Raw genomic sequence first — 18,520 nt, 5'->3', positions numbered from 1 at the left:
GGTGTGACAAATCTTAGAACTGGTAGGTCAGACCTACAGCAACGATATTGTCGGTAGCGATTTTAGCGTCTTTGGTGAACGCATTGTCGTCCAGCAGGTTGATTTTGTAATCAACATAGGTGGACATGTTTTTGTTGAAGTAGTAGCTCGCGCCAACGTCAACGTATTCCACCAGATCCTGGTCGCCGTAAGAACCGATGTCTTTACCTTTGGATTTCAGGTAAGCGATGGACGGACGCAGACCGAAGTCGAACTGGTACTGAGCCACAACTTCGAAGTTCTGTGCTTTGTTTGCAACGTGACCGTCACCGAAAGCTGTCATGTTACGGGTTTCAGAGTAGGTGGTTGCCAGGTAGATGTTGTTCGCATCGTACTTCAGACCGGCTGCCCATACTTCTGCGTTCTCGCCACCTGCGTTCAGGTCGCTAGCTGCACGAACCTGACGGTCAGTACGGTCAGATTTCGCGTAGGTTGCACCCGCTGCGAAGCCGTCGAATTCATAGGTAGAAGAGAGACCCCAGCCGTCACCGTTAGATTCGGTGATGTCGTTACGGTCGTTTTTACCCTGGTACTGAGCGGCAACGTTCAGGCCGTCAACCAGACCGAAGAAGTCGGTGTTACGGTAAGTCGCGACGCCAGTTGTACGGCCAGTCATAAAGCCATCAGTCTGGGTCCAGGTATCGCCACCGAATTCTGGCAGAACGTCAGTCCATGCGCCGATGTCGTACGCCACGCCGTAGTTACGGCCGTAGTCGAAGGAACCGAATTCGTTGAATTTCAGACCTGCGAACGCCAGACGCGTTTTGTTACCGTCAGCACCCTGGGATTCAGAGCGGTTGCCCTTGAACTCATATTCCCATTGGCCATAACCGGTCATCTGGTCATTGATCTGAGTTTCGCCTTTGAAGCCCAGACGAACGTAGGTTTTGTCGCCGTCGTTGTCAGTATCATCAGAAAAATAGTGCAGACCTGTGACTTTACCGTACAGATCCAGCTTGTTACCGTCTTTGTTAAAAACTTCAGCCGCGTTTACAACGCCTGCTGCCAACATGGAAGTGACCGCCACTGCAACTAATTTAAGTTTCATCTTAAATATTCCTTATAATTTTCTTGGGTATTTCCTGAACCACTTCGAACGATTTCCAAACGAGGCTGTTCGTCAATGGCAAGCTATTTTTAAAAATCTTGTAGCCTGCTTTCAATAATAAGTTTCAAAATATTAAAGATAATTTCAATTAGTGTGATCGTGATCGGGTAAATTTCAGCTTTAACGAATAGATTGCCTGAAAATTATGCATTTTGTGCGCGTTTTACCGCCATTTTCGTTGCGGGGAATATAATTATTACCATTTTTATTTCATGGCGTTAATTATCGTTTTTTCCGTGCTTTTGCAATCGTTGATGAAATTGATATGCATTAAAATCAGTGGCTTATAAGATTAATCTCACGCTGATATCGATGTGTGAAGTGAATGTTTTGCAGTGAATTATATTATTTCATGCTTTTTCTGACGTGACTGTTTGCTATGCAGTTATTACGTTCCGGTGTCAGTTTATGTCAATTTGCGCGCCATATCTTTACGAACGAGAGTTAATATAAACAGAAACTAAACCGCTTTCTATTATTTTGCTAAAGAGTGAATGGGCGATCACATTTTAAATTTATGTTAATTATGTGGCCGGGTTGTAATTAACCCGGCATCAGGAAAAGATTATTTTCGTGTGGCGTACCAGCACAGCAAAGAACCCACACAGACCATGATGGCGCCTTGCCAGAAGGAGAAGGAAAGTGGGGCGCTCAACAACAGCGCCGCCAGCGCAGCGGATAAGACCGGGGTAAAATAGGACACGGCTGCCAGCACCGTGACGTTACCGTGAAGGATCCCAATATTCCACGACGCATAGCCCAGCCCCAGTGCGACGCCGCACATGAGTAATTTCACCACCACCGGAACGCTGAACACCATTTCCGGTTGATCGCTTAGGGCATATTTCACCCACAAACTCAGCGCGGTAAGCAACACAAAGAGCGTGATCCCGTTTTGTCCTTTGGCATATTTACTGGTTACCGTGCAGTACGCCGCCCAGATAAACGCGCCGGCAAATGCAAGGGCATAGCTGAGGGGGCTGGAGACAACATTGCGGATAATCTCATTCACCTGCAACCCCTGTTCGCCGCCCAATACCCAGCACACACCGAGTAAAGAGAGGGCTAATCCGGGGATCACCCACAGGGACGATTTCTGCCCGTTAAACAAAATGGCAAACACAATGGTCAGACTTGGCCAGAGATAATTCACCATGCCGACTTCAATCGCCTGTGAACGCGTAGCTGCATACCCTAACGACAGCGCCAGACAAATTTCGTAGCTCACAAACAGGAGGCTGCCGGCAATAAGATAGCCGGGAGTGAAGCGCCGGATTTGAGGAAATCCTACCGTCACCAGACAGAGTAAGCCGCTGACGGTATAGATCATGGCGGCGCCCCCCACAGGCCCAAGCCCTTCACTCACGCTGCGAATGAGCCCCACCATGGTGCTCCATAACAAGATTGCTGCCAGCCCAATCAGCGTTGCTCTTTTTCTGTCCATACCCTTGCCATTACTCTCAAAACCAAAGGCAAAACTTATAGCACCGATCGCGCCCCGGTCGCGAATTATTCTCTTAAGCCGTTAATCAAAAAGAGGTATTTAAATGCGAGATGGCTGACTATTAAGGGGGCGAACACCGGCGACCTTGATTTGACGCAAAAAAAACAGGGGCTTTAATGTTAGTTTGCGGCGCGAAGTCTTAGCGCCTATCCCATTAGGCTATTTTATTCGCCATTTTGATGCCGGGCAGTGCTCGAAATCCTCACGTACTACGTGTACGCTCCGGTTTCTGCGCGCTGTCCGACACCAAACTGGCTTCAACAATTACGCCTACTGGGATAGGCTCTTATCCGTAAATGAGGACAACAATGGACGTCAGCCGCAGACAATTTTTTAAAATCTGCGCGGGCGGTATGGCCGGAACAACAGCCGCGATGCTGGGATTCGCTCCCAAAATGGCGCTGGCTCAGGCGCGCAACTATAAACTGCTGCGTGCCAAAGAGATCCGTAACACCTGCACATACTGCTCCGTGGGTTGTGGGCTTTTAATGTATAGCCTGGGCGATGGCGCGAAGAACGCCAGAGAGGCCATTTATCATATTGAAGGGGATCCGGACCATCCGGTGAGCCGTGGGGCACTCTGCCCGAAAGGGGCGGGACTGCTGGACTACGTTCACAGCGACAACCGTCTGCGCTATCCGGAATACCGCGCGCCGGGTTCCGACAAATGGCAGCGTATTTCCTGGGATGAAGCCTTCTCCCGGATTGCCAGACTGATGAAAGCCGACCGCGACGCCAACTTCATTGAGAAGAACGCGCAGGGCGTGACGGTGAACCGTTGGCTCTCTACCGGCATGCTGTGCGCCTCGGCGGCCAGCAATGAAACCGGCATGCTAACGCAAAAATTTGTTCGCTCCCTCGGGATGCTGGCGGTTGATAACCAGGCGCGCGTCTGACACGGACCAACGGTAGCAAGTCTTGCTCCAACATTTGGTCGCGGTGCGATGACCAACCACTGGGTTGATATCAAAAACGCCAACGTCGTGATGGTGATGGGTGGCAACGCTGCGGAGGCCCATCCAGTGGGGTTCCGCTGGGCGATGGAAGCGAAAAACAATAACGATGCGACGCTTATCGTCGTTGATCCGCGCTTTACGCGTACGGCATCGGTGGCCGATATCTATGCACCGATCCGCTCCGGTACGGACATTACGTTCCTGTCGGGCGTGCTGCTGTATCTGATTGAAAACAATAAAATCAACGCGGAGTACGTAAAACACTACACCAACGCCAGCCTGCTGGTGCGGGATGATTTTGCCTTCGATGAGGGGCTGTTCAGCGGTTATGACGCGGACAAACGTCAGTACGATAAATCGTCCTGGAACTACCAGTTCGATGAAAACGGCTATGCCAGACGCGATGAAACCCTGAGTCATCCACGCTGCGTGTGGAACTTGCTGAAACAGCACGTTTCCCGCTATACGCCGGACGTAGTAGAAAACATCTGCGGTACGCCAAAAGCCGACTTCCTGAAAGTGTGTGAGGTGCTGGCCTCTACCAGTGCCGCCGACAGAACCACCACGTTCCTGTACGCGCTGGGCTGGACGCAGCACACCGTTGGTGCGCAGAACATCCGTACCATGGCGATGATTCAGCTGCTGCTCGGCAATATGGGTATGGCGGGAGGCGGGGTAAATGCCTTGCGCGGTCACTCCAACATCCAGGGCTTAACCGATCTGGGGTTACTCTCGACCAGCCTGCCGGGTTACCTGACGCTGCCGTCGGAAAAACAGGCCGATCTGCAAACTTATCTCACGGCGAATACGCCAAAAGCAACGCGTGCGGAGCAGGTGAACTACTGGAGCAATTATCCGAAGTTCTACGTCAGCCTGATGAAATCGTTTTATGGCGATGCGGCGCAGAAAGAGAACGACTGGGGCTTTGAGTGGCTGCCGAAATGGGACCAGGCCTACGACGTCATCAAGTATTTCAACATGATGGATAAGGGCAACGTCACGGGCTATATATGCCAGGGCTTTAACCCGGTAGCGTCCTTCCCGGACAAAAACAAAGTGGTTCGCAGCCTGAGCAAGCTGAAGTACATGGTCGTTATCGATCCGCTGGTGACGGAAACGTCTAACTTCTGGCAGAACCACGGCGAGATGAACGATGTGGATCCCGCATCAATTCAGACCGAGGTCTTCCGCTTGCCGTCTACCTGTTTTGCCGAGGAAGACGGGTCGATCGCCAACTCCGGTCGCTGGTTACAGTGGCACTGGAAGGGGCAGGATGCGCCGGGTGAAGCGCGTAATGACGGTGAAATTCTGGCCGGGATTTACCATCGCCTGCGTGAGATGTACCGCACCGAAGGCGGCAAAGGCGCTGAACCGTTGCTGAAGATGAGCTGGAACTATAAGCAACCGGATCATCCTGAATCCGAAGAGGTGGCCAAAGAGAACAACGGCGTGGCGCTGGCCGATCTCTATGACGCCAACGGCAATCTGGTGGCGAAGAAAGGCCAGCTGCTGAACAGCTTTGCGCTCCTGCGCGATGATGGTTCCACCGCGTCGTCCTGCTGGATCTACACCGGCAGTTGGACCGAGCAGGGTAACCAGATGGCCAATCGCGATAACGCTGACCCGTCCGGGTTGGGCAATACGCTGGGCTGGGCCTGGGCATGGCCGCTAAACCGTCGGGTGCTGTACAACCGTGCGTCGGCGGATATCAACGGTAAACCGTGGGATCCGAAACGGATGCTGATCGCGTGGAACGGCGCGAAATGGGCGGGGAATGATATTCCTGACTTCAACACCGCGCCACCGGGCAGTGAGACCGGGCCGTTTATTATGCAGCCGGAGGGGCTGGGACGCCTGTTTGCCCTCGACAAGCTGGCAGAGGGGCCATTCCCGGAACACTACGAGCCGATGGAAACGCCGCTCGGCACGAATCCGCTACACCCAAATGTTATCTCCAGTCCGGTCGTGCGTATCTACGCTGACGACGTGTTGCGTTTAGGCAAAAAGGACAAATTCCCGTATGTGGGAACCACCTATCGCCTGACGGAGCATTTCCACACCTGGACCAAGCACGCGCGGCTTAACGCCATCGCTCAGCCGGAACAGTTTGTGGAGATAAGCGAAACGCTGGCGAAAGCGAAAGGGATTGCCAATGGCGATCGCGTGACGGTGAGCAGCAAACGTGGCTTTATCCGTGCGGTTGCGGTGGTCACCCGTCGTCTGCAGACATTAAACGTGAATGGTCAGCAGGTGGAAACCGTGGGTATCCCGCTGCACTGGGGCTTTGAAGGTGTGGCGCAGAAAGGCTATCTCGCCAATACCCTGACGCCAAACGTTGGCGATTCCAACTCGCAAACGCCGGAGTACAAGGCGTTTCTGGTCAACATCGAGAAAGCGTAAGGAGCGAGTAAATGGCGATGGAAACACAAGACATTATCAAACGCTCCGCGACCAACCCGATAACCCCCGCGCCGCGCGCGCGGGATTATAAGGCCGAAGTCGCCAAGCTTATCGATGTCTCTTCCTGCGTGGGTTGCAAAGCCTGCCAGGTGGCTTGTTCAGAGTGGAATGATATCCGCGATGAGGTAGGGCACTGCGTTGGCGTTTACGACAACCCGGCCGATCTGAGCGCCAAATCCTGGACGGTGATGCGTTTTAGCGAAACTGACCAGAACGGCAAGCTGGAGTGGCTGATTCGAAAAGATGGCTGTATGCACTGTGAAGATCCGGGCTGCCTCAAGGCCTGCCCGTCTGCAGGCGCCATCATCCAGTATGCGAACGGGATCGTCGACTTCCAGCAGGATAACTGTATCGGCTGCGGGTATTGCATTGCGGGTTGTCCGTTTAACATCCCGCGCCTCAATAAAGAGGATAACCGGGTATACAAATGCACCCTGTGCGTAGACCGCGTCAGCGTCGGGCAAGAGCCTGCCTGCGTCAAGACCTGTCCAACCGGGGCCATTCACTTCGGCACCAAGAAAGAGATGCTGGAGGTGGCGCAGCAGCGCGTGGACAAACTAAAAGCGCGCGGCTACGACAAGGCGGGCATCTACAACCCGCAGGGGGTGGGCGGTACGCACGTGATGTATGTTCTGCATCACAATGATCAGCCGGAGCTGTACCACAATCTGCCGAAAGATCCAGCGATCGATACCTCAATCAATCTCTGGAAAGGGGCGCTAAAACCGCTCTCGGCGGCGGGCTTTATCGCCACCTTTGCCGGGCTGATTTATCACTACATCGGTATCGGGCCGAATAAAGAGGTGGATGACGACGAGGAGGAGCATAATGAGTAAGTCGAAAATGATAGTGCGCACAAAGTTTGTCGATCGCGCCTGTCACTGGACGGTGGTGATCTGCTTCTTCCTGGTGGCCGTATCCGGAATTTCGTTTTTCTTCCCGACGCTGCAATGGCTGACGGAAACGTTCGGCACGCCGCAGATGGGGCGTATTCTGCATCCGTTTTTTGGCGTACTGATTTTTGTGGTGCTGATGTTTATGTTTGTGCGTTTCGTCCACCACAATATCCCGGACAAGCAGGATATTCCCTGGCTGAAGGGCATTATTGAGGTCCTGAAAGGGAACGAACATAAAGTCGCGAAGGTCGGTAAATACAATGCCGGACAGAAGATGATGTTCTGGAGCATCATGAGCATGATTTTCGTCCTGCTGGTGACTGGTGTGATCATCTGGCGTCCTTATTTTGCGCAATACTTCCCGATGCAGGTCATCCGCTACGCGCTGCTGATCCACGCAACCTCAGCCATCATTCTGATCCATGCCATTTTGATCCATATGTATATGGCGTTCTGGGTTAAAGGGTCGATTAAAGGCATGATTGAAGGGAAGGTGAGCCGCCGCTGGGCGCAGAAACACCACCCACGCTGGTACCGGGAAGTGGAGCGACAGGAAGCGAAACAGGAGAGTACGGAAGGGATGAAGTAAAACGTCCTGCGCCGTCGGCTTTGCCCGGCGGCGCTTCGCTTGCGCGGGCCTACGTTATGTGTTCGTCACTAACGCATCTATCGCCGCAATGACGGTACTTCTTGCGCTGCGAAGATTACATACAAAATTTTTATTATTTAATTTCTTTTTCTCCACGTGTGTTATGCCCGCAGTGTTAAGAAAATATCTCTCAAATTCAATTTTTATTAATGGTGTGGCGGCGTTGTAATGCCCATGTAAGTTATTATGATAGCTTAAAGGAACAATCAGTCTTGTTGATAAATCATCATAATAGTCATGTTGTATTATCATAAAATAAGGCTGATATTCGCGCGTTTTGTCTGAGGGGTTACGATAAACATCGAACTGAAAGCACATTAAAGCCCTCCAAAATAAGGGTCATCTGATAATAATCCCGCTTTAGCAGTAAATTCATTCATGGCTTTTATGAATTCCTGATCCTGATGGTGCTGGCGTCTGCGTTCCTCTGGAGTCAAGGCCTGACGCGGTATTCTCTCTGTCCGGGGTGGTCTGCCACTGCAGTTTTTTGTTCGGTTTGGTTTCATTTTTTAGCCTCCTTTGTTGGTGCGGTCATTATCAACCGCAGCCAACAAAAAACAATACCGTTTCCCCTGGTAATCTTCATTATGCGAGCCGTCTTCCAGCTTATCAGAATTTCTCCGCAATATATCGGAAAGGGTATTTTGTCGGTTTGGCTTTGCCAATTTTGCGCTTCGGCAAATCCACTTTTTCAACGTGAAGTTCTTTATACGGGATCTGGGAAAGCAGATGAGAGATAATATTCAACCGCACGCGTTTTTTATCTTCCGAGCGCGCCACAAACCACGGTGCCCAGGCAGTGTCCGTGGAGGCAAACATGGCATCCCGCGCTACGGTGTATTCATCCCATAAATTGAACGATTTAATATCCATAGGCGATAATTTCCAGATCTTGCGGCCATCGTTGATGCGATCGCGTAGCCTGCGTTCCTGCTCCTTTGGCGTCACTTCAAGCCAGTATTTCAGCAAAATGATCCCGGCATCGACCATCGCTTTTTCCATCACCGGTGCGCCATCAAGAAACTTTTCAACCTGTTCCGGCGTGCAGAACCCCATCACCCGTTCAACGCCTGCGCGGTTGTACCAGCTGCGGTCAAAAATAACGATTTCACCGGCAGCGGGCAGGTGCGGAACATAACGCTGGAAATAGAGCTGCGTTTTCTCTTTCTCTGTAGGCGCAGGCAGCGCGACAACCCGGAATACGCGCGGGCTGACGCGTTCGGTTATCGCTTTTATGGTCCCGCCTTTACCGGCCCCGTCGCGTCCCTCAAACACGATGCAGACTTTCAATCCTTTGGCGACAACCCATTGCTGGAGTTTGACCAGTTCAACGTGAAGGCGACGAAGCTCTTTTTCATACTCTTTTGTTTTCAGAGGGGCATTTTTAACGACATCAACAGCGACGCTGGTTTTCTTGTTACTTGCCATGATTGTCATCCTCAGGTTGTCCGATCGCGGGGAAGAAGCGAGGCCGCATTAAGAAGTGTAATTCACCTGAATTAATGGATTAACGTGTCAGTCTGCTGATTTGAACTGGCTCACCATACAAGATTATTCAATAATGCCCGCTGCGAATTTTCACTCGTGGTTGTGGTATGAAAAAGACAATTTTCTCGTTAGCCCTTAGCACGTTTGGCCTGGGCATGGCTGAATTTGGCATTATGGGTGTCCTGACGGAACTGGCGCATGATACCGGTATTTCCATTCCCTCCGCCGGAAATATGATTTCGTTTTACGCCTTTGGCGTGGTGATTGGCGCGCCGATTGTGGCGCTGTTTTCCAGTAAGTTCTCGTTAAAAACCACGCTGCTGTTTCTGGTTGCCCTGTGTGCGGTGGGCAACGCGATGTTTACCTTTTCCACATCCTATTTTTGGCTGGCGGCAGGGCGCTTAATCTCGGGGTTCCCGCACGGCGCAATTTTCGGCGTGGGGGCGATTATCCTCTCGAAAATAGCGCCACCGGGTAAGGTGACGGTGGCCGTGGCGGGGATGATCGCCGGGATGACCGTGGCGAATCTGGTGGGGGTTCCGTTTGGAACCTGGCTGGGGCATACATTCAACTGGCGCTATACCTTTTTCCTGATAGCCCTGTTTGACGCGCTGGTGATCCTCTCGGTGCTGGTGTGGGTACCAAACCTTCATGACGCATCAGAAATAAAACTCACCAAGCAGTTTCACTTCCTGAAAAAACCGGAGCCGTGGCTGATTTTCGCCGCCACCATGTTTGGCAACGCTGGCGTTTTTGCGTGGTTCAGTTTTGTGAAGCCGTTTATGGTCAATGTCTCTGGCTTCTCCGAGGGGTTGATGACGATCATCATGATGTTGATGGGCCTCGGCATGGTGCTGGGTAACCTGCTGAGCGGGAAACTATCGGGTCGTTTCAGCCCGCTGCGTATTGCTGCCACCACCGATATGGTGATTGTCGCCTCACTGTTATTGCTTTTCGCCTTTGGCGAACAGAAAACCGCGTCGCTTGTGATGGGGTTCATCTGCTGTGCCGGGCTGTTCGCACTCTCTGCACCACTGCAAATTCTGCTGCTGCAAAATGCGAAAGGAGGGGAAATGCTCGGTGCCGCAGGCGGACAGATGGCGTTTAACCTGGGCAGTGCGATTGGTGCTTATTTTGGCGGAATGATGATTACGCTCGGTTTTAGCTGGAGCTATGTCACGCTACCGGCGGCGATATTATCCTTCCTGGCGATGAGCGCGCTGCTGGTGTATGGCTATCTGCGCGCCCGGCGGGCTCAGTATGATGCTCGTGCGCTGGCCTGAGTGCCGGAATGTGGTCATAAAAAACCGCCCCATAAACGGAGCGGTTAGCGGGAACGGCGTTACGAGCGTAAATCAATCACCATACGGCCGCGGATCTGGCCCTGTTCCATCTCTTTGAAGATGGCGTTGATATCTTCCAGCGGGCGCATTGTCACTTTTGGCACCACTTTGCCTTCGGCAGCAAACTGGAACGCTTCCTGCAGATCCTGACGGGTACCAACCAGCGAGCCGACCACCTGGATACCGTCCAGCACCAGACGGGGGATATCCAGACTCATGGCTTCCGGCGGCAGGCCAACGGCCACCACGCGGCCACCGGCACGCACCGCGTCCACCGCCGAGTTAAACGCTGCTTTCGCGACCGCGGTTACCACAGCCGCATGCGCGCCGCCGGTTTTTTCCTGCACGATTTTAGCGGCATCTTCGCTGCGGGAGTTGATGGTTAAATCTGCCCCCATGCTCGCTGCCAGCTTCAGCTGTTCGTCGTTAACGTCAAGGGCGATGACTTTGGCGTTGAAGACGTTTTTCGCATACTGCAGGGCGAGGTTACCCAGTCCGCCCAGGCCATAGATCGCAATCCACTGGCCCGGCTTGATATGGGAGACTTTTACGGCTTTGTAAGTGGTGACGCCGGCACAGGTTATGCTGCTGGCCGCAGCGGAATCCAGCCCGTCAGGCACTTTTACCGCGTAATCCGCGGTGACAATGCACTCTTCAGCCATGCCGCCATCAACGGAATAACCGGCGTTTTTCACATCGCGGCACAGGGTTTCGTTGCCGGTATTACAGTATTCACAGTGGCCGCAGCCCTCAAAGAACCACGCGACGCTTGCGCGGTCGCCGACTTTCAGTGACGTCACGCCAGGCCCAACTTCTTTCACGATCCCAATCCCTTCGTGGCCCAGGATCACACCGGTTTTATCACCGAAATCGCCATTTTTGACGTGGAGGTCAGTATGGCAAACGCCACAGCACTCCATTTTGAGCAGGGCTTCGCCGTGCTTCAGTGGGCGTAAGGTTTTTTCGGTAACATTGACCTGATGATCCTGTGTAACAACAGCAGCCTTCATAGGTTTCTCCTTGTTTTTGATGGGTATGTGTATCGCAGGGGAATACTACTTAAGGATTAATAGTTTAGAGGAGTTATGCAAGGCGGCGGCAACATAATGTCACCAATTGATGCGATTTCAGATTAAGAATACAGCGATCCTCTAATAATTAGGGGGGAATTCACTGGCCCGGCGAGAAGCTCGCCGGGCACAGATCTACAGTTTTGCTTCTATCACCTCAATCTCTTTGCGCCATTGCGCCTGCAGATGTGGTTTCTGATGCTTAGGCTTACGCGCCAGGTCTTCTGCGAGTAGCGTTTCCAGCGCGATCAGCCTTTCAAGCAGATCGTCCGAGGCTTGCGCTTTAACATCCGCGACTGCGGGTGACGCCGACGACGCCATCAGGCCTGTGCGTTCACGCAGCCGTTCGAACACGGCTTCGGCGTCATGCCATTCGCTCAGCAAACCGTCCTCAATCAGCCAGAAGCGATTGCAGCTTTGGGCGATCAGCTGCCGGTCATGGCTGACCAGCAGCACTCCGCCGTCAAACTGTTGCAGGGTAGTGGCCAGCGCCTCTTTGCCTTCCATGTCCAGGTGGTTGGTAGGCTCATCCAGCATCAGCAGGCTATAACGGGCAAGCGTCAGGCCGACAAACAGCAGGCGCGAACGCTCCCCGCCGCTGAGGGTGCTGACCTTTTGCCCGTGACGCGCCCACGGGAACCCGGCGCTGATAAGCGCCATCTTGCGATCCTGTGGCGCTGGCGCAAAAGGCTCCAGCGCGTCGAAGATCGTTGCCTCATCCGGAAGCTGATTCAGCGCCTGGTCGTAATAGCCTGGCGACACGCGAGGATGGAGTTTTAGCCCAGCCTCTGACGGTTCACCTGAGAAATGCCGCCAGATGAGCTTCATCAGCGATGATTTGCCGCAGCCGTTACGCCCGACGATAGCCACGCGATCGCCACTTTTCAGCCGCGCAATGTCGACGTGAAATAGATCGGGCAACCCAGGTGCAGGCGGTACGCCGAGGTTTTCCATCTCCAGCAGTCGGTCCGCCCGCAGGGCATCACCACGCAGGGTTAACGTCCACGGACTGCCTGCCGTGAGCTCTGTCTGGCTCTCCTTTAGCCGCTCGACCTGTTTTTCCATCTGTTTGGCTTTGCGGGCCAGATCTTCGTTATCGTAGACCTTGCCCCAGGTGGCCAGCCGTCTGGCACTGGCGGTTACGCGGTCGATCTCCTTTTGCTCCGCCTTATGTCGCAGCGCATCGCTTTCGTCTTTCGCCACCAGCGCCTGGCGCGCGGCGGTGCAGGGAAGGGCGAAGTAGTGCAACATCTTATCGCGCAGGATCCAGCTGCCGTTGGTGACGGCATCCAGCAACTGCCTGTCGTGCGAGACCAGTACAAAGCTGCCGGACCAGTTCTGTAAAAACTGCTCCAGCCAGAGCATGGTAGGCAAATCGAGGTGGTTGCTCGGCTCGTCCAGCAGTAACAGATCCGGCTCGCCGATCAACGCCCGCGCGAGCAGGAGACGCGTGTGTTGCCCGCCGCTCAGCGTCGCCGTCGTCAAGGCCATGTCCTGTGGCGTAAAGCCCATACCCGCCAGCAGCGTTTCTGCTTTCCAGCGCAGGCTCTCGCGCTCAGTCGTGGGCAGTTGCGCCAGCACGGCATCCAGCATGGTCAGGGGATAAATGGCTTCTGGCAGATGTTGCTCAACGCGTGCCATCAGACAGTGTCCGGCCAGCGCGACGCTTCCGGCAGCGGGAGAATCTGTGCCGTCCAGCACCTTCAGCAGCGTACTTTTGCCGCAGCCGTTATCGCCCAGCAGGCCAATGCGGTCGCCTTTTTTCAGCGTAAAGGAGAGGGAGTCGAAGAGCGTGCCAAACGCCGTATCAACACGTAAAGATTGTGCAGTGAGTAAAGTGCTCATTGTTGCTTACCCAAGAGTTACAGGCATGTTTATGCCTCGTCAAACATCGCTGACGATAACTCAGTAAGCCCGAGAGAAGGGATTTCAGGGGTTGGTGTCTTCGCTCAAGCAGAAGTTATCGCAGCACGATACCGATAACGCTTGAGCTGGTGCGATCACCAAATGCATGTGAAACATTGAAAATTTCACAGTACAGCATAATTGGCCTCCTTATATATTCAGTGGGTTAATGGATGAAAGGAGTGTAGCGGGGGAAAGGCGGTTTGGCTAGGGGGGGCGAATGTAATTCCCTCTCCCACAGGGCTGAGGAATCCCCAGTAATTTTTTACCGAAAGCGACGAATGTTGCTTCAGGCAAATAAATGACTTATAGCGACGCCCTGGTCCGGCTGTAAATCGCTGAGGCGTTTCCTGCAGGCCGGGGCGAGGCGCATGGATGCGCCGAGAGGGCGGCTTTACAGGGACGTTACATCCGCCCGTCCCCGATAAGCCGGAAGGAATAAGCCGAGGGCACCGCGAAGCGGCGATTGAGCCGCCCTGGCACGTTCACAAGTCATGCCGTTACAGAGTAGCAAGGAACATAAAGTGAACGGAATGACCTCTACAGCCATATGTTCCCCCTCACCCCAACCCTCTCCCTCAAGGGAGAGGGGGGCCTCCGTGCAGACATTATTTTATGGGGATCGCTCAGCCCACAGGGAGAGGGAACGGTCGGAACACAGTGTTAGATCGAAGTACGACGGTAGCTGCGGTATTCCGGCATCCAGAAGTTGTCGTCGATGGCCTGCTGCAGCGCGTCAGCAGAGGTTTTCACTGCCACACCCTGCTGCTGGGCCATTTTCCCGACCGCGAACGCAATTGCACGCGACACCTTGTGAATGTCTTTCAGCTCTGGCAGCACCAGTCCTTCGCCATCGTTCACCAGCGGCGAGTGGCCCGCCAGGGTTTCGCTTGCCGACATCAGCATCTCATCGGTAATGCGCGACGCGCCGGAGGCGATCACACCCAGACCAATGCCCGGGAAAATATAGGAGTTGTTGCACTGGGCAATAGGATAGGTTTTGTCCTTCCACACCACCGGATCGAACGGGCTGCCGGTTGCGACCAGCGCGTTCCCTTCGGTCCAGGCAATGATGTCCTGCGGCGTTGCTTCCACGCGCGAGGTCGGGTTGGAGAGCGGCATCACGATAGGGCGTTCGCAGTGCTTGTGCATCTCACGAATGATCTCTTCGGTGAACAGCCCCGTCTGACCGGAGACGCCAATCAGGATATCCGGCTTCACGTTGCGCACTACGTCCAGCAGAGAGAGCACTTCGTTGTCGGTGTCCCAGTTCTTCAGATTCTCACGTTTCTGCACCAGCTTAGTCTGGAACGGCAGCAGGTTTGGCATGCCGTCGGTCAGCAGGCCGAAACGGTCGACCATGAACACGCGGGAGCGCGCCAGCTCTTCGCTTAGCCCTTCACGCTGCGTCTGGGCGATAATCTGCTCGGCGATACCACAACCCGCAGAGCCTGCGCCCAGGAAGACAATTTTCTGATAGCTCAGTTGGCTGCCTGCCGCGCGACTGGCGGCAATCAGCGTGCCGACGGTGACCGCAGCGGTGCCCTGAATATCATCGTTAAAAGAGCAGATCTCATCGCGATAGCGGTTCAGCAACGGCATCGCGTTTTTCTGCGCGAAGTCTTCAAACTGCAGCAGCACGTCCGGCCAGCGGTGCTTGACCGCCTGGATGAAATCATCAACAAACTGATAATACTCGTCGTCGGTAATACGCGGATGACGCCAGCCCATATACAGCGGGTCGTTAAGCAACTGCTGGTTGTTGGTGCCCACATCCAGCACCACCGGCAGGGTATACGCCGGGCTGATGCCGCCGCAGGCGGTATACAGAGAGAGCTTACCGATTGGGATCCCCATGCCGCCAATACCCTGGTCACCGAGACCCAGAATACGTTCGCCGTCGGTCACCACGATCACTTTGATATTGTGGTTCGGCACGTTCTGCAGAATATCGTCCATGTTGTGGCGGTTCTGATAAGAGATAAAGACGCCACGGGAGCGACGGTAGATCTCTGAGAAGCGTTCACAGGCGGCACCCACCGTTGGGGTGTAGATCACCGGCATCATCTCTTCGAGATGATTTTGTACCAGACGATAGAAGAGGGTTTCGTTGGTGTCCTGAATGTTGCGCAGGTAAATATGTTTGTCGATTTCGGTTTTGAAACCCTGATACTGGATCCACGCGCGCTCTGCCTGTTCTTCAATGGTTTCCACCACTTCTGGCAGCAAACCGAGCAGGTTGAAGCTGCTGCGCTCTTCCATGCTGAAGGCGCTACCTTTGTTGAGCAGGGGGAATTCGAGTAATACCGGGCCGGCATAAGGGATATATAGGGAACGATGTTTTTTCAGTTTGTTGTCCATGTCACTCACTCTTTTTTTGAAGATCCGTCCCTGACACTGCTGTTTGTCATCTTTCTGGCCTGTGCGATGGGGTGCGGTCAGGCGGTATTATAAAGGAGCTAAATATTAATTACCGCAACACATAAACAAAAACACCATCGGTTTTGCCGATGGTGTTGAGGATCTCTCCTGGGAACTTACTTGCCCGCGTGGCGTTTTCTGCCGGTGGCGTGAGTGACCTGTGTTTCACTGTCGCCTTCAATCACCACTTTACGTTGGTTAGAAAGCTTGTAGTTCAGTCCCAGTATATGGCGTGCCTGACGGTTCGATTTCATGTTAACTCCTCAATCCTGTTGATAGTTTTAAGGACCAGTTCGCTTACGCAAACGAAATGTAACCCCTTAGGTTGCAGATCCAGCTTAGCAGGTTTTTACAAAGGTGCGTTTTGCCCGCTGACGACGTAGTTAATGGTCTGCTGGTAGATGTCACTGAGGATGTCATTGTCTGTGGATTCCACCCACTTGGTCAGTTCCATCAAAATGTCATCTTCAGTCACAGCACCATGCTCGGCGTGAAGACCCTGTGCAATCGCGTTAACGAGTTCAGGTTGTGCTGCTGCAGTATTGGCCGGGTAATAAGTAAACATGCTGCCTCCGTGTCGTTGTCTGTTTAATGGTACGGCTCGCAAAAAAATTTAATTCACAAACAGAATGGCAAATATTTTGGCCGCTGTGTCTAAGATTCATCTTAGAAATAAAAATGACATAAGTGCATGCTTTTATGCGCTTTTAGAATGGGAGGATATATTGCGGGTTTACCGCGAGGATATTTTGCAGGTGCTCCTGCTATCACCGAAATATAGCAGGAGCAGATTTTACATCACCACTTCATTTCGCCAGTATTCACTTTGGCGCTTAATTCCAGCGAGCTCTCTTCAGCCAGACCCGGATACTGTTTTTTCATGGCGTTGATCACGCCTGTCGATGTTTTATGTTCTGACAACGCCTGTTCGAAGCGCTGGAGATAATCACGGGTAAAGTCGAGAGCACCGCTGCCTGCCGGTGGTGTTCCCAGATAGTGACCCGGGATCACGCGTTCAGGCTTATGTGCCGCCATGCTTTCCAGCGTCTGTTGCCACTCCTTGCGGCTGGCTGGCGTCTGGGTGTCTGCCGTCCAGACGTGAATACCCCAGGCGACACCGGTACCACCGAGGATAGTTTTAGCCGAAGGGATCCAGACATAGGCGGCGTAGCTTTCTGGCTGCTCGATATCAATCTTCTCGCCGTCCACCATGAAGGTAGTGGATGCCAGCACCTGCGGAACGATAAGTTCGGTTGGCGCACCGTCTTTCATCTGCGGTGCCCAGAAGGCAAGCTTGGCGTCTTTGGTGGCCTTGATATGGTCAACCACCTGCTGTGTGGCCACCACTTTGGCATTCGGGAAGGCTTTCACCAGCGGTTGCAGTCCAAAATAGAAATCCGGATCGCCAGAGGTAATGACGATTTTGTTCAGGGTTTTCCCGCTTTTGCGAATTTTGTCGACCAGCGCTTCGCCATCTTTGACGCTGAACTGGGCGTCAAACAGCACGGCCTCTTTTGGACCAGAGACCAGCGTGGAGGAGACCGCAAACATCCCTTTGTCCTGCGGGTTATAGGTATCAATGGTTAATGGCGCAGCCAACACCGCGGGCGTGATAAGCGTGGAAAGCAGTGCAAGGTGAGTGAATTTCATTCTGATGTCTCTGTTGTTCAGGAAAGTCTTTATTGTACGGATATTCGCATTTGCCAGAATTCCTGAAACAAGACATGCTTTGTTTCATAAATTGAGCAAATGGGGTGTGATATGGATCGCGTTATTGCCGCTCAGGTCTATAACCGGATATGCGAGCTGGGAAGCCTGAGTGCAGCGGCCCGGGCGTTGGGTATCTCCCGTCCGATGGTGAGCCGCTATCTTGAGCAAATGGAGAAGTGGGCCGGTACGCGGCTGGTAAACCGCTCGACGCGCAAGCTGACGCTGACGGCGGCCGGAGAGAAGGTGCTGCTAAAAACGCGAACGCTGTCCCAGCTGTCGCAGGAAATTGAGGGCCAGTCGGAGAAAGATCTCCCTTCAGGCACGCTACGGGTGGCCTGCGCCCATTTTACCGCCATGCATCTGATTGCCCCGGTGCTGCCCGGCTTGCTTTCGCGCTACCCGCAGCTGCGCATTGAGCTGGATGTGAACAACCACCCGGTGAGCCTGGTAGGGGAACGCATTGATGTGGCGATCCGCATCACGGATAACCCAGAGCCCGGGATGATCGCCCGCAGGCTCGGGGAGTGTCGTTCCGTGCTGTGCGCGTCGCCGCAGTATCTTGCAACCCACGGCACGCCAGAGCAGGTGAAGGAGTTAGCGCAGCACAACTGTCTGCACTACAGCTTTTTCGCCGGTCAGGCGTGGCACTTCCTGACGCCGGAAGGGGAAAACGTCAGCGTCGCCGTGAGCGGCAACCTCAGCGCCAGCATCTCGTCATTGTTGATGGAGGCGGCGGTGAAGCATTGCGGCATTGCCATGCTGCCGGAGCAGGAAGCACATGCCGCGATTGAACAGGGCACGCTGGTCCCGGTGCTGAGCAGCCTGACGCCCAAAGCGTTAGCCATTCACGGTATTTATCAGTCCCGGGAGTATCAGCCCGCGGCGTTGCGCGTGTTTCTTGATGAGATAGCGCACCATCTGTCAGGCGACGCGCAGCGGGAATAGGTTACAGAATTGTCTGTGTTCCTGGG

Annotated in this window: 15 protein-coding genes; 5 read left to right on the top strand and 10 right to left on the bottom strand. The window is 53.7% G+C overall.

The genetic code is table 11. The features are described 5' to 3' along the window. Nucleotides 1-13 precede the first annotated feature (13 nt). Both ompC and yddG read right to left on the bottom strand, forming a co-directional pair. A complete protein-coding gene (gene ompC, locus PUZ33_RS03190) occupies nucleotides 14-1,087 on the bottom strand; it encodes a porin OmpC (protein ID WP_013096520.1) in 1,074 nt (357 codons plus the stop codon). A 625-nt stretch (nucleotides 1,088-1,712) separates the two neighbouring features. After that, entirely contained in the window at nucleotides 1,713-2,591 is an 879-nt protein-coding gene (yddG, locus tag PUZ33_RS03185; RefSeq protein WP_062676900.1) for an aromatic amino acid DMT transporter YddG, read from the bottom strand. A gap of 368 nt (nucleotides 2,592-2,959) precedes the next feature. Here yddG and fdnG point away from each other — a divergent pair, with 368 nt between their 5' ends. From fdnG to fdnI, 3 genes are read left to right on the top strand one after another with little or no spacing between them, the layout of a single operon-like run. Then, complete coding sequence (fdnG, locus tag PUZ33_RS03180; RefSeq protein ID WP_095427444.1) at nucleotides 2,960-6,007, top strand: formate dehydrogenase-N subunit alpha; 3,048 nt, start codon at nucleotides 2,960-2,962, stop codon at nucleotides 6,005-6,007. A gap of 11 nt (nucleotides 6,008-6,018) precedes the next feature. After that, nucleotides 6,019-6,903, top strand: coding sequence for a formate dehydrogenase subunit beta (gene fdxH / locus PUZ33_RS03175; protein ID WP_062676901.1), 885 nt, complete (start codon nucleotides 6,019-6,021; stop codon nucleotides 6,901-6,903). Beyond that, nucleotides 6,896-7,552 carry a formate dehydrogenase-N subunit gamma gene (gene fdnI, locus PUZ33_RS03170; protein WP_013096526.1) on the top strand — a complete coding sequence of 219 codons (657 nt, stop codon included), beginning with the start codon at nucleotides 6,896-6,898 and terminating at the stop codon, nucleotides 7,550-7,552. The genes fdxH and fdnI overlap by 8 nt, the downstream gene beginning before the upstream one ends. A 54-nt stretch (nucleotides 7,553-7,606) precedes the next feature. Here the strand turns inward: fdnI and PUZ33_RS03165 are convergent, their stop codons facing one another. Next, the gene (locus PUZ33_RS03165) at nucleotides 7,607-7,930 is read right to left on the bottom strand and encodes a CcdB family protein (RefSeq protein WP_072262788.1); all 324 of its coding nucleotides are present in this window, start codon (nucleotides 7,928-7,930) and stop codon (nucleotides 7,607-7,609) included. A 291-nt stretch (nucleotides 7,931-8,221) separates the two neighbouring features. Further along, on the bottom strand, nucleotides 8,222-9,040 hold the full coding sequence (gene ppk2 / locus PUZ33_RS03160; RefSeq protein WP_058682723.1) for a polyphosphate kinase 2: 819 nt from the start codon (nucleotides 9,038-9,040) through the stop codon (nucleotides 8,222-8,224). Nucleotides 9,041-9,207: 167 nt separating this feature from the next. Here ppk2 and araJ point away from each other — a divergent pair, with 167 nt between their 5' ends. Further along, on the top strand, nucleotides 9,208-10,383 hold the full coding sequence (gene araJ / locus PUZ33_RS03155; protein WP_062676902.1) for an MFS transporter AraJ: 1,176 nt from the start codon (nucleotides 9,208-9,210) through the stop codon (nucleotides 10,381-10,383). A 59-nt stretch (nucleotides 10,384-10,442) separates the two neighbouring features. Here the strand turns inward: araJ and adhP are convergent, their stop codons facing one another. The 6 genes from adhP to PUZ33_RS03125 form a co-directional block, all read right to left on the bottom strand. After that, a complete protein-coding gene (gene adhP / locus PUZ33_RS03150) occupies nucleotides 10,443-11,453 on the bottom strand; it encodes an alcohol dehydrogenase AdhP (protein WP_013096530.1) in 1,011 nt (336 codons plus the stop codon). A 195-nt stretch (nucleotides 11,454-11,648) separates the two neighbouring features. Next, a complete protein-coding gene (locus tag PUZ33_RS03145; protein WP_062676903.1) occupies nucleotides 11,649-13,358 on the bottom strand; it encodes an ABC-F family ATP-binding cassette domain-containing protein in 1,710 nt (569 codons plus the stop codon). A gap of 723 nt (nucleotides 13,359-14,081) precedes the next feature. Then, nucleotides 14,082-15,779: an NAD-dependent malic enzyme gene (locus tag PUZ33_RS03140; protein WP_013096532.1), complete on the bottom strand. Its 1,698-nt coding sequence runs from the start codon at nucleotides 15,777-15,779 to the stop codon at nucleotides 14,082-14,084. Between the two features lie 176 nt (nucleotides 15,780-15,955). Continuing rightward, nucleotides 15,956-16,093 carry a stationary-phase-induced ribosome-associated protein gene (gene sra / locus PUZ33_RS03135; RefSeq protein ID WP_013096533.1) on the bottom strand — a complete coding sequence of 46 codons (138 nt, stop codon included), beginning with the start codon at nucleotides 16,091-16,093 and terminating at the stop codon, nucleotides 15,956-15,958. Between the two features lie 95 nt (nucleotides 16,094-16,188). Further along, nucleotides 16,189-16,404, bottom strand: a complete 216-nt coding sequence (gene bdm, locus PUZ33_RS03130) for a biofilm-dependent modulation protein (RefSeq protein ID WP_013096534.1) — start codon at nucleotides 16,402-16,404, stop codon at nucleotides 16,189-16,191. A gap of 233 nt (nucleotides 16,405-16,637) precedes the next feature. Then, a complete protein-coding gene (locus PUZ33_RS03125) occupies nucleotides 16,638-17,489 on the bottom strand; it encodes a Vmh family MBL fold metallo-hydrolase (RefSeq protein WP_062676904.1) in 852 nt (283 codons plus the stop codon). 111 nt (nucleotides 17,490-17,600) lie between these two features. On the opposite strand from PUZ33_RS03125, the gene PUZ33_RS03120 reads away from it, so the two are divergent. Continuing rightward, nucleotides 17,601-18,494 carry a LysR family transcriptional regulator gene (locus tag PUZ33_RS03120; RefSeq protein ID WP_072262789.1) on the top strand — a complete coding sequence of 298 codons (894 nt, stop codon included), beginning with the start codon at nucleotides 17,601-17,603 and terminating at the stop codon, nucleotides 18,492-18,494. Nucleotides 18,495-18,520: the final 26 nt, after the last annotated feature.

Source organism: Enterobacter cloacae complex sp. 2022EL-00981 (assembly GCF_028737495.1).
Lineage (GTDB): Bacteria > Pseudomonadota > Gammaproteobacteria > Enterobacterales > Enterobacteriaceae > Enterobacter > Enterobacter cloacae.
Note: the sequence above shows the minus strand (reverse complement) of the source record. Positions and strands in the feature narration are given on the sequence as shown.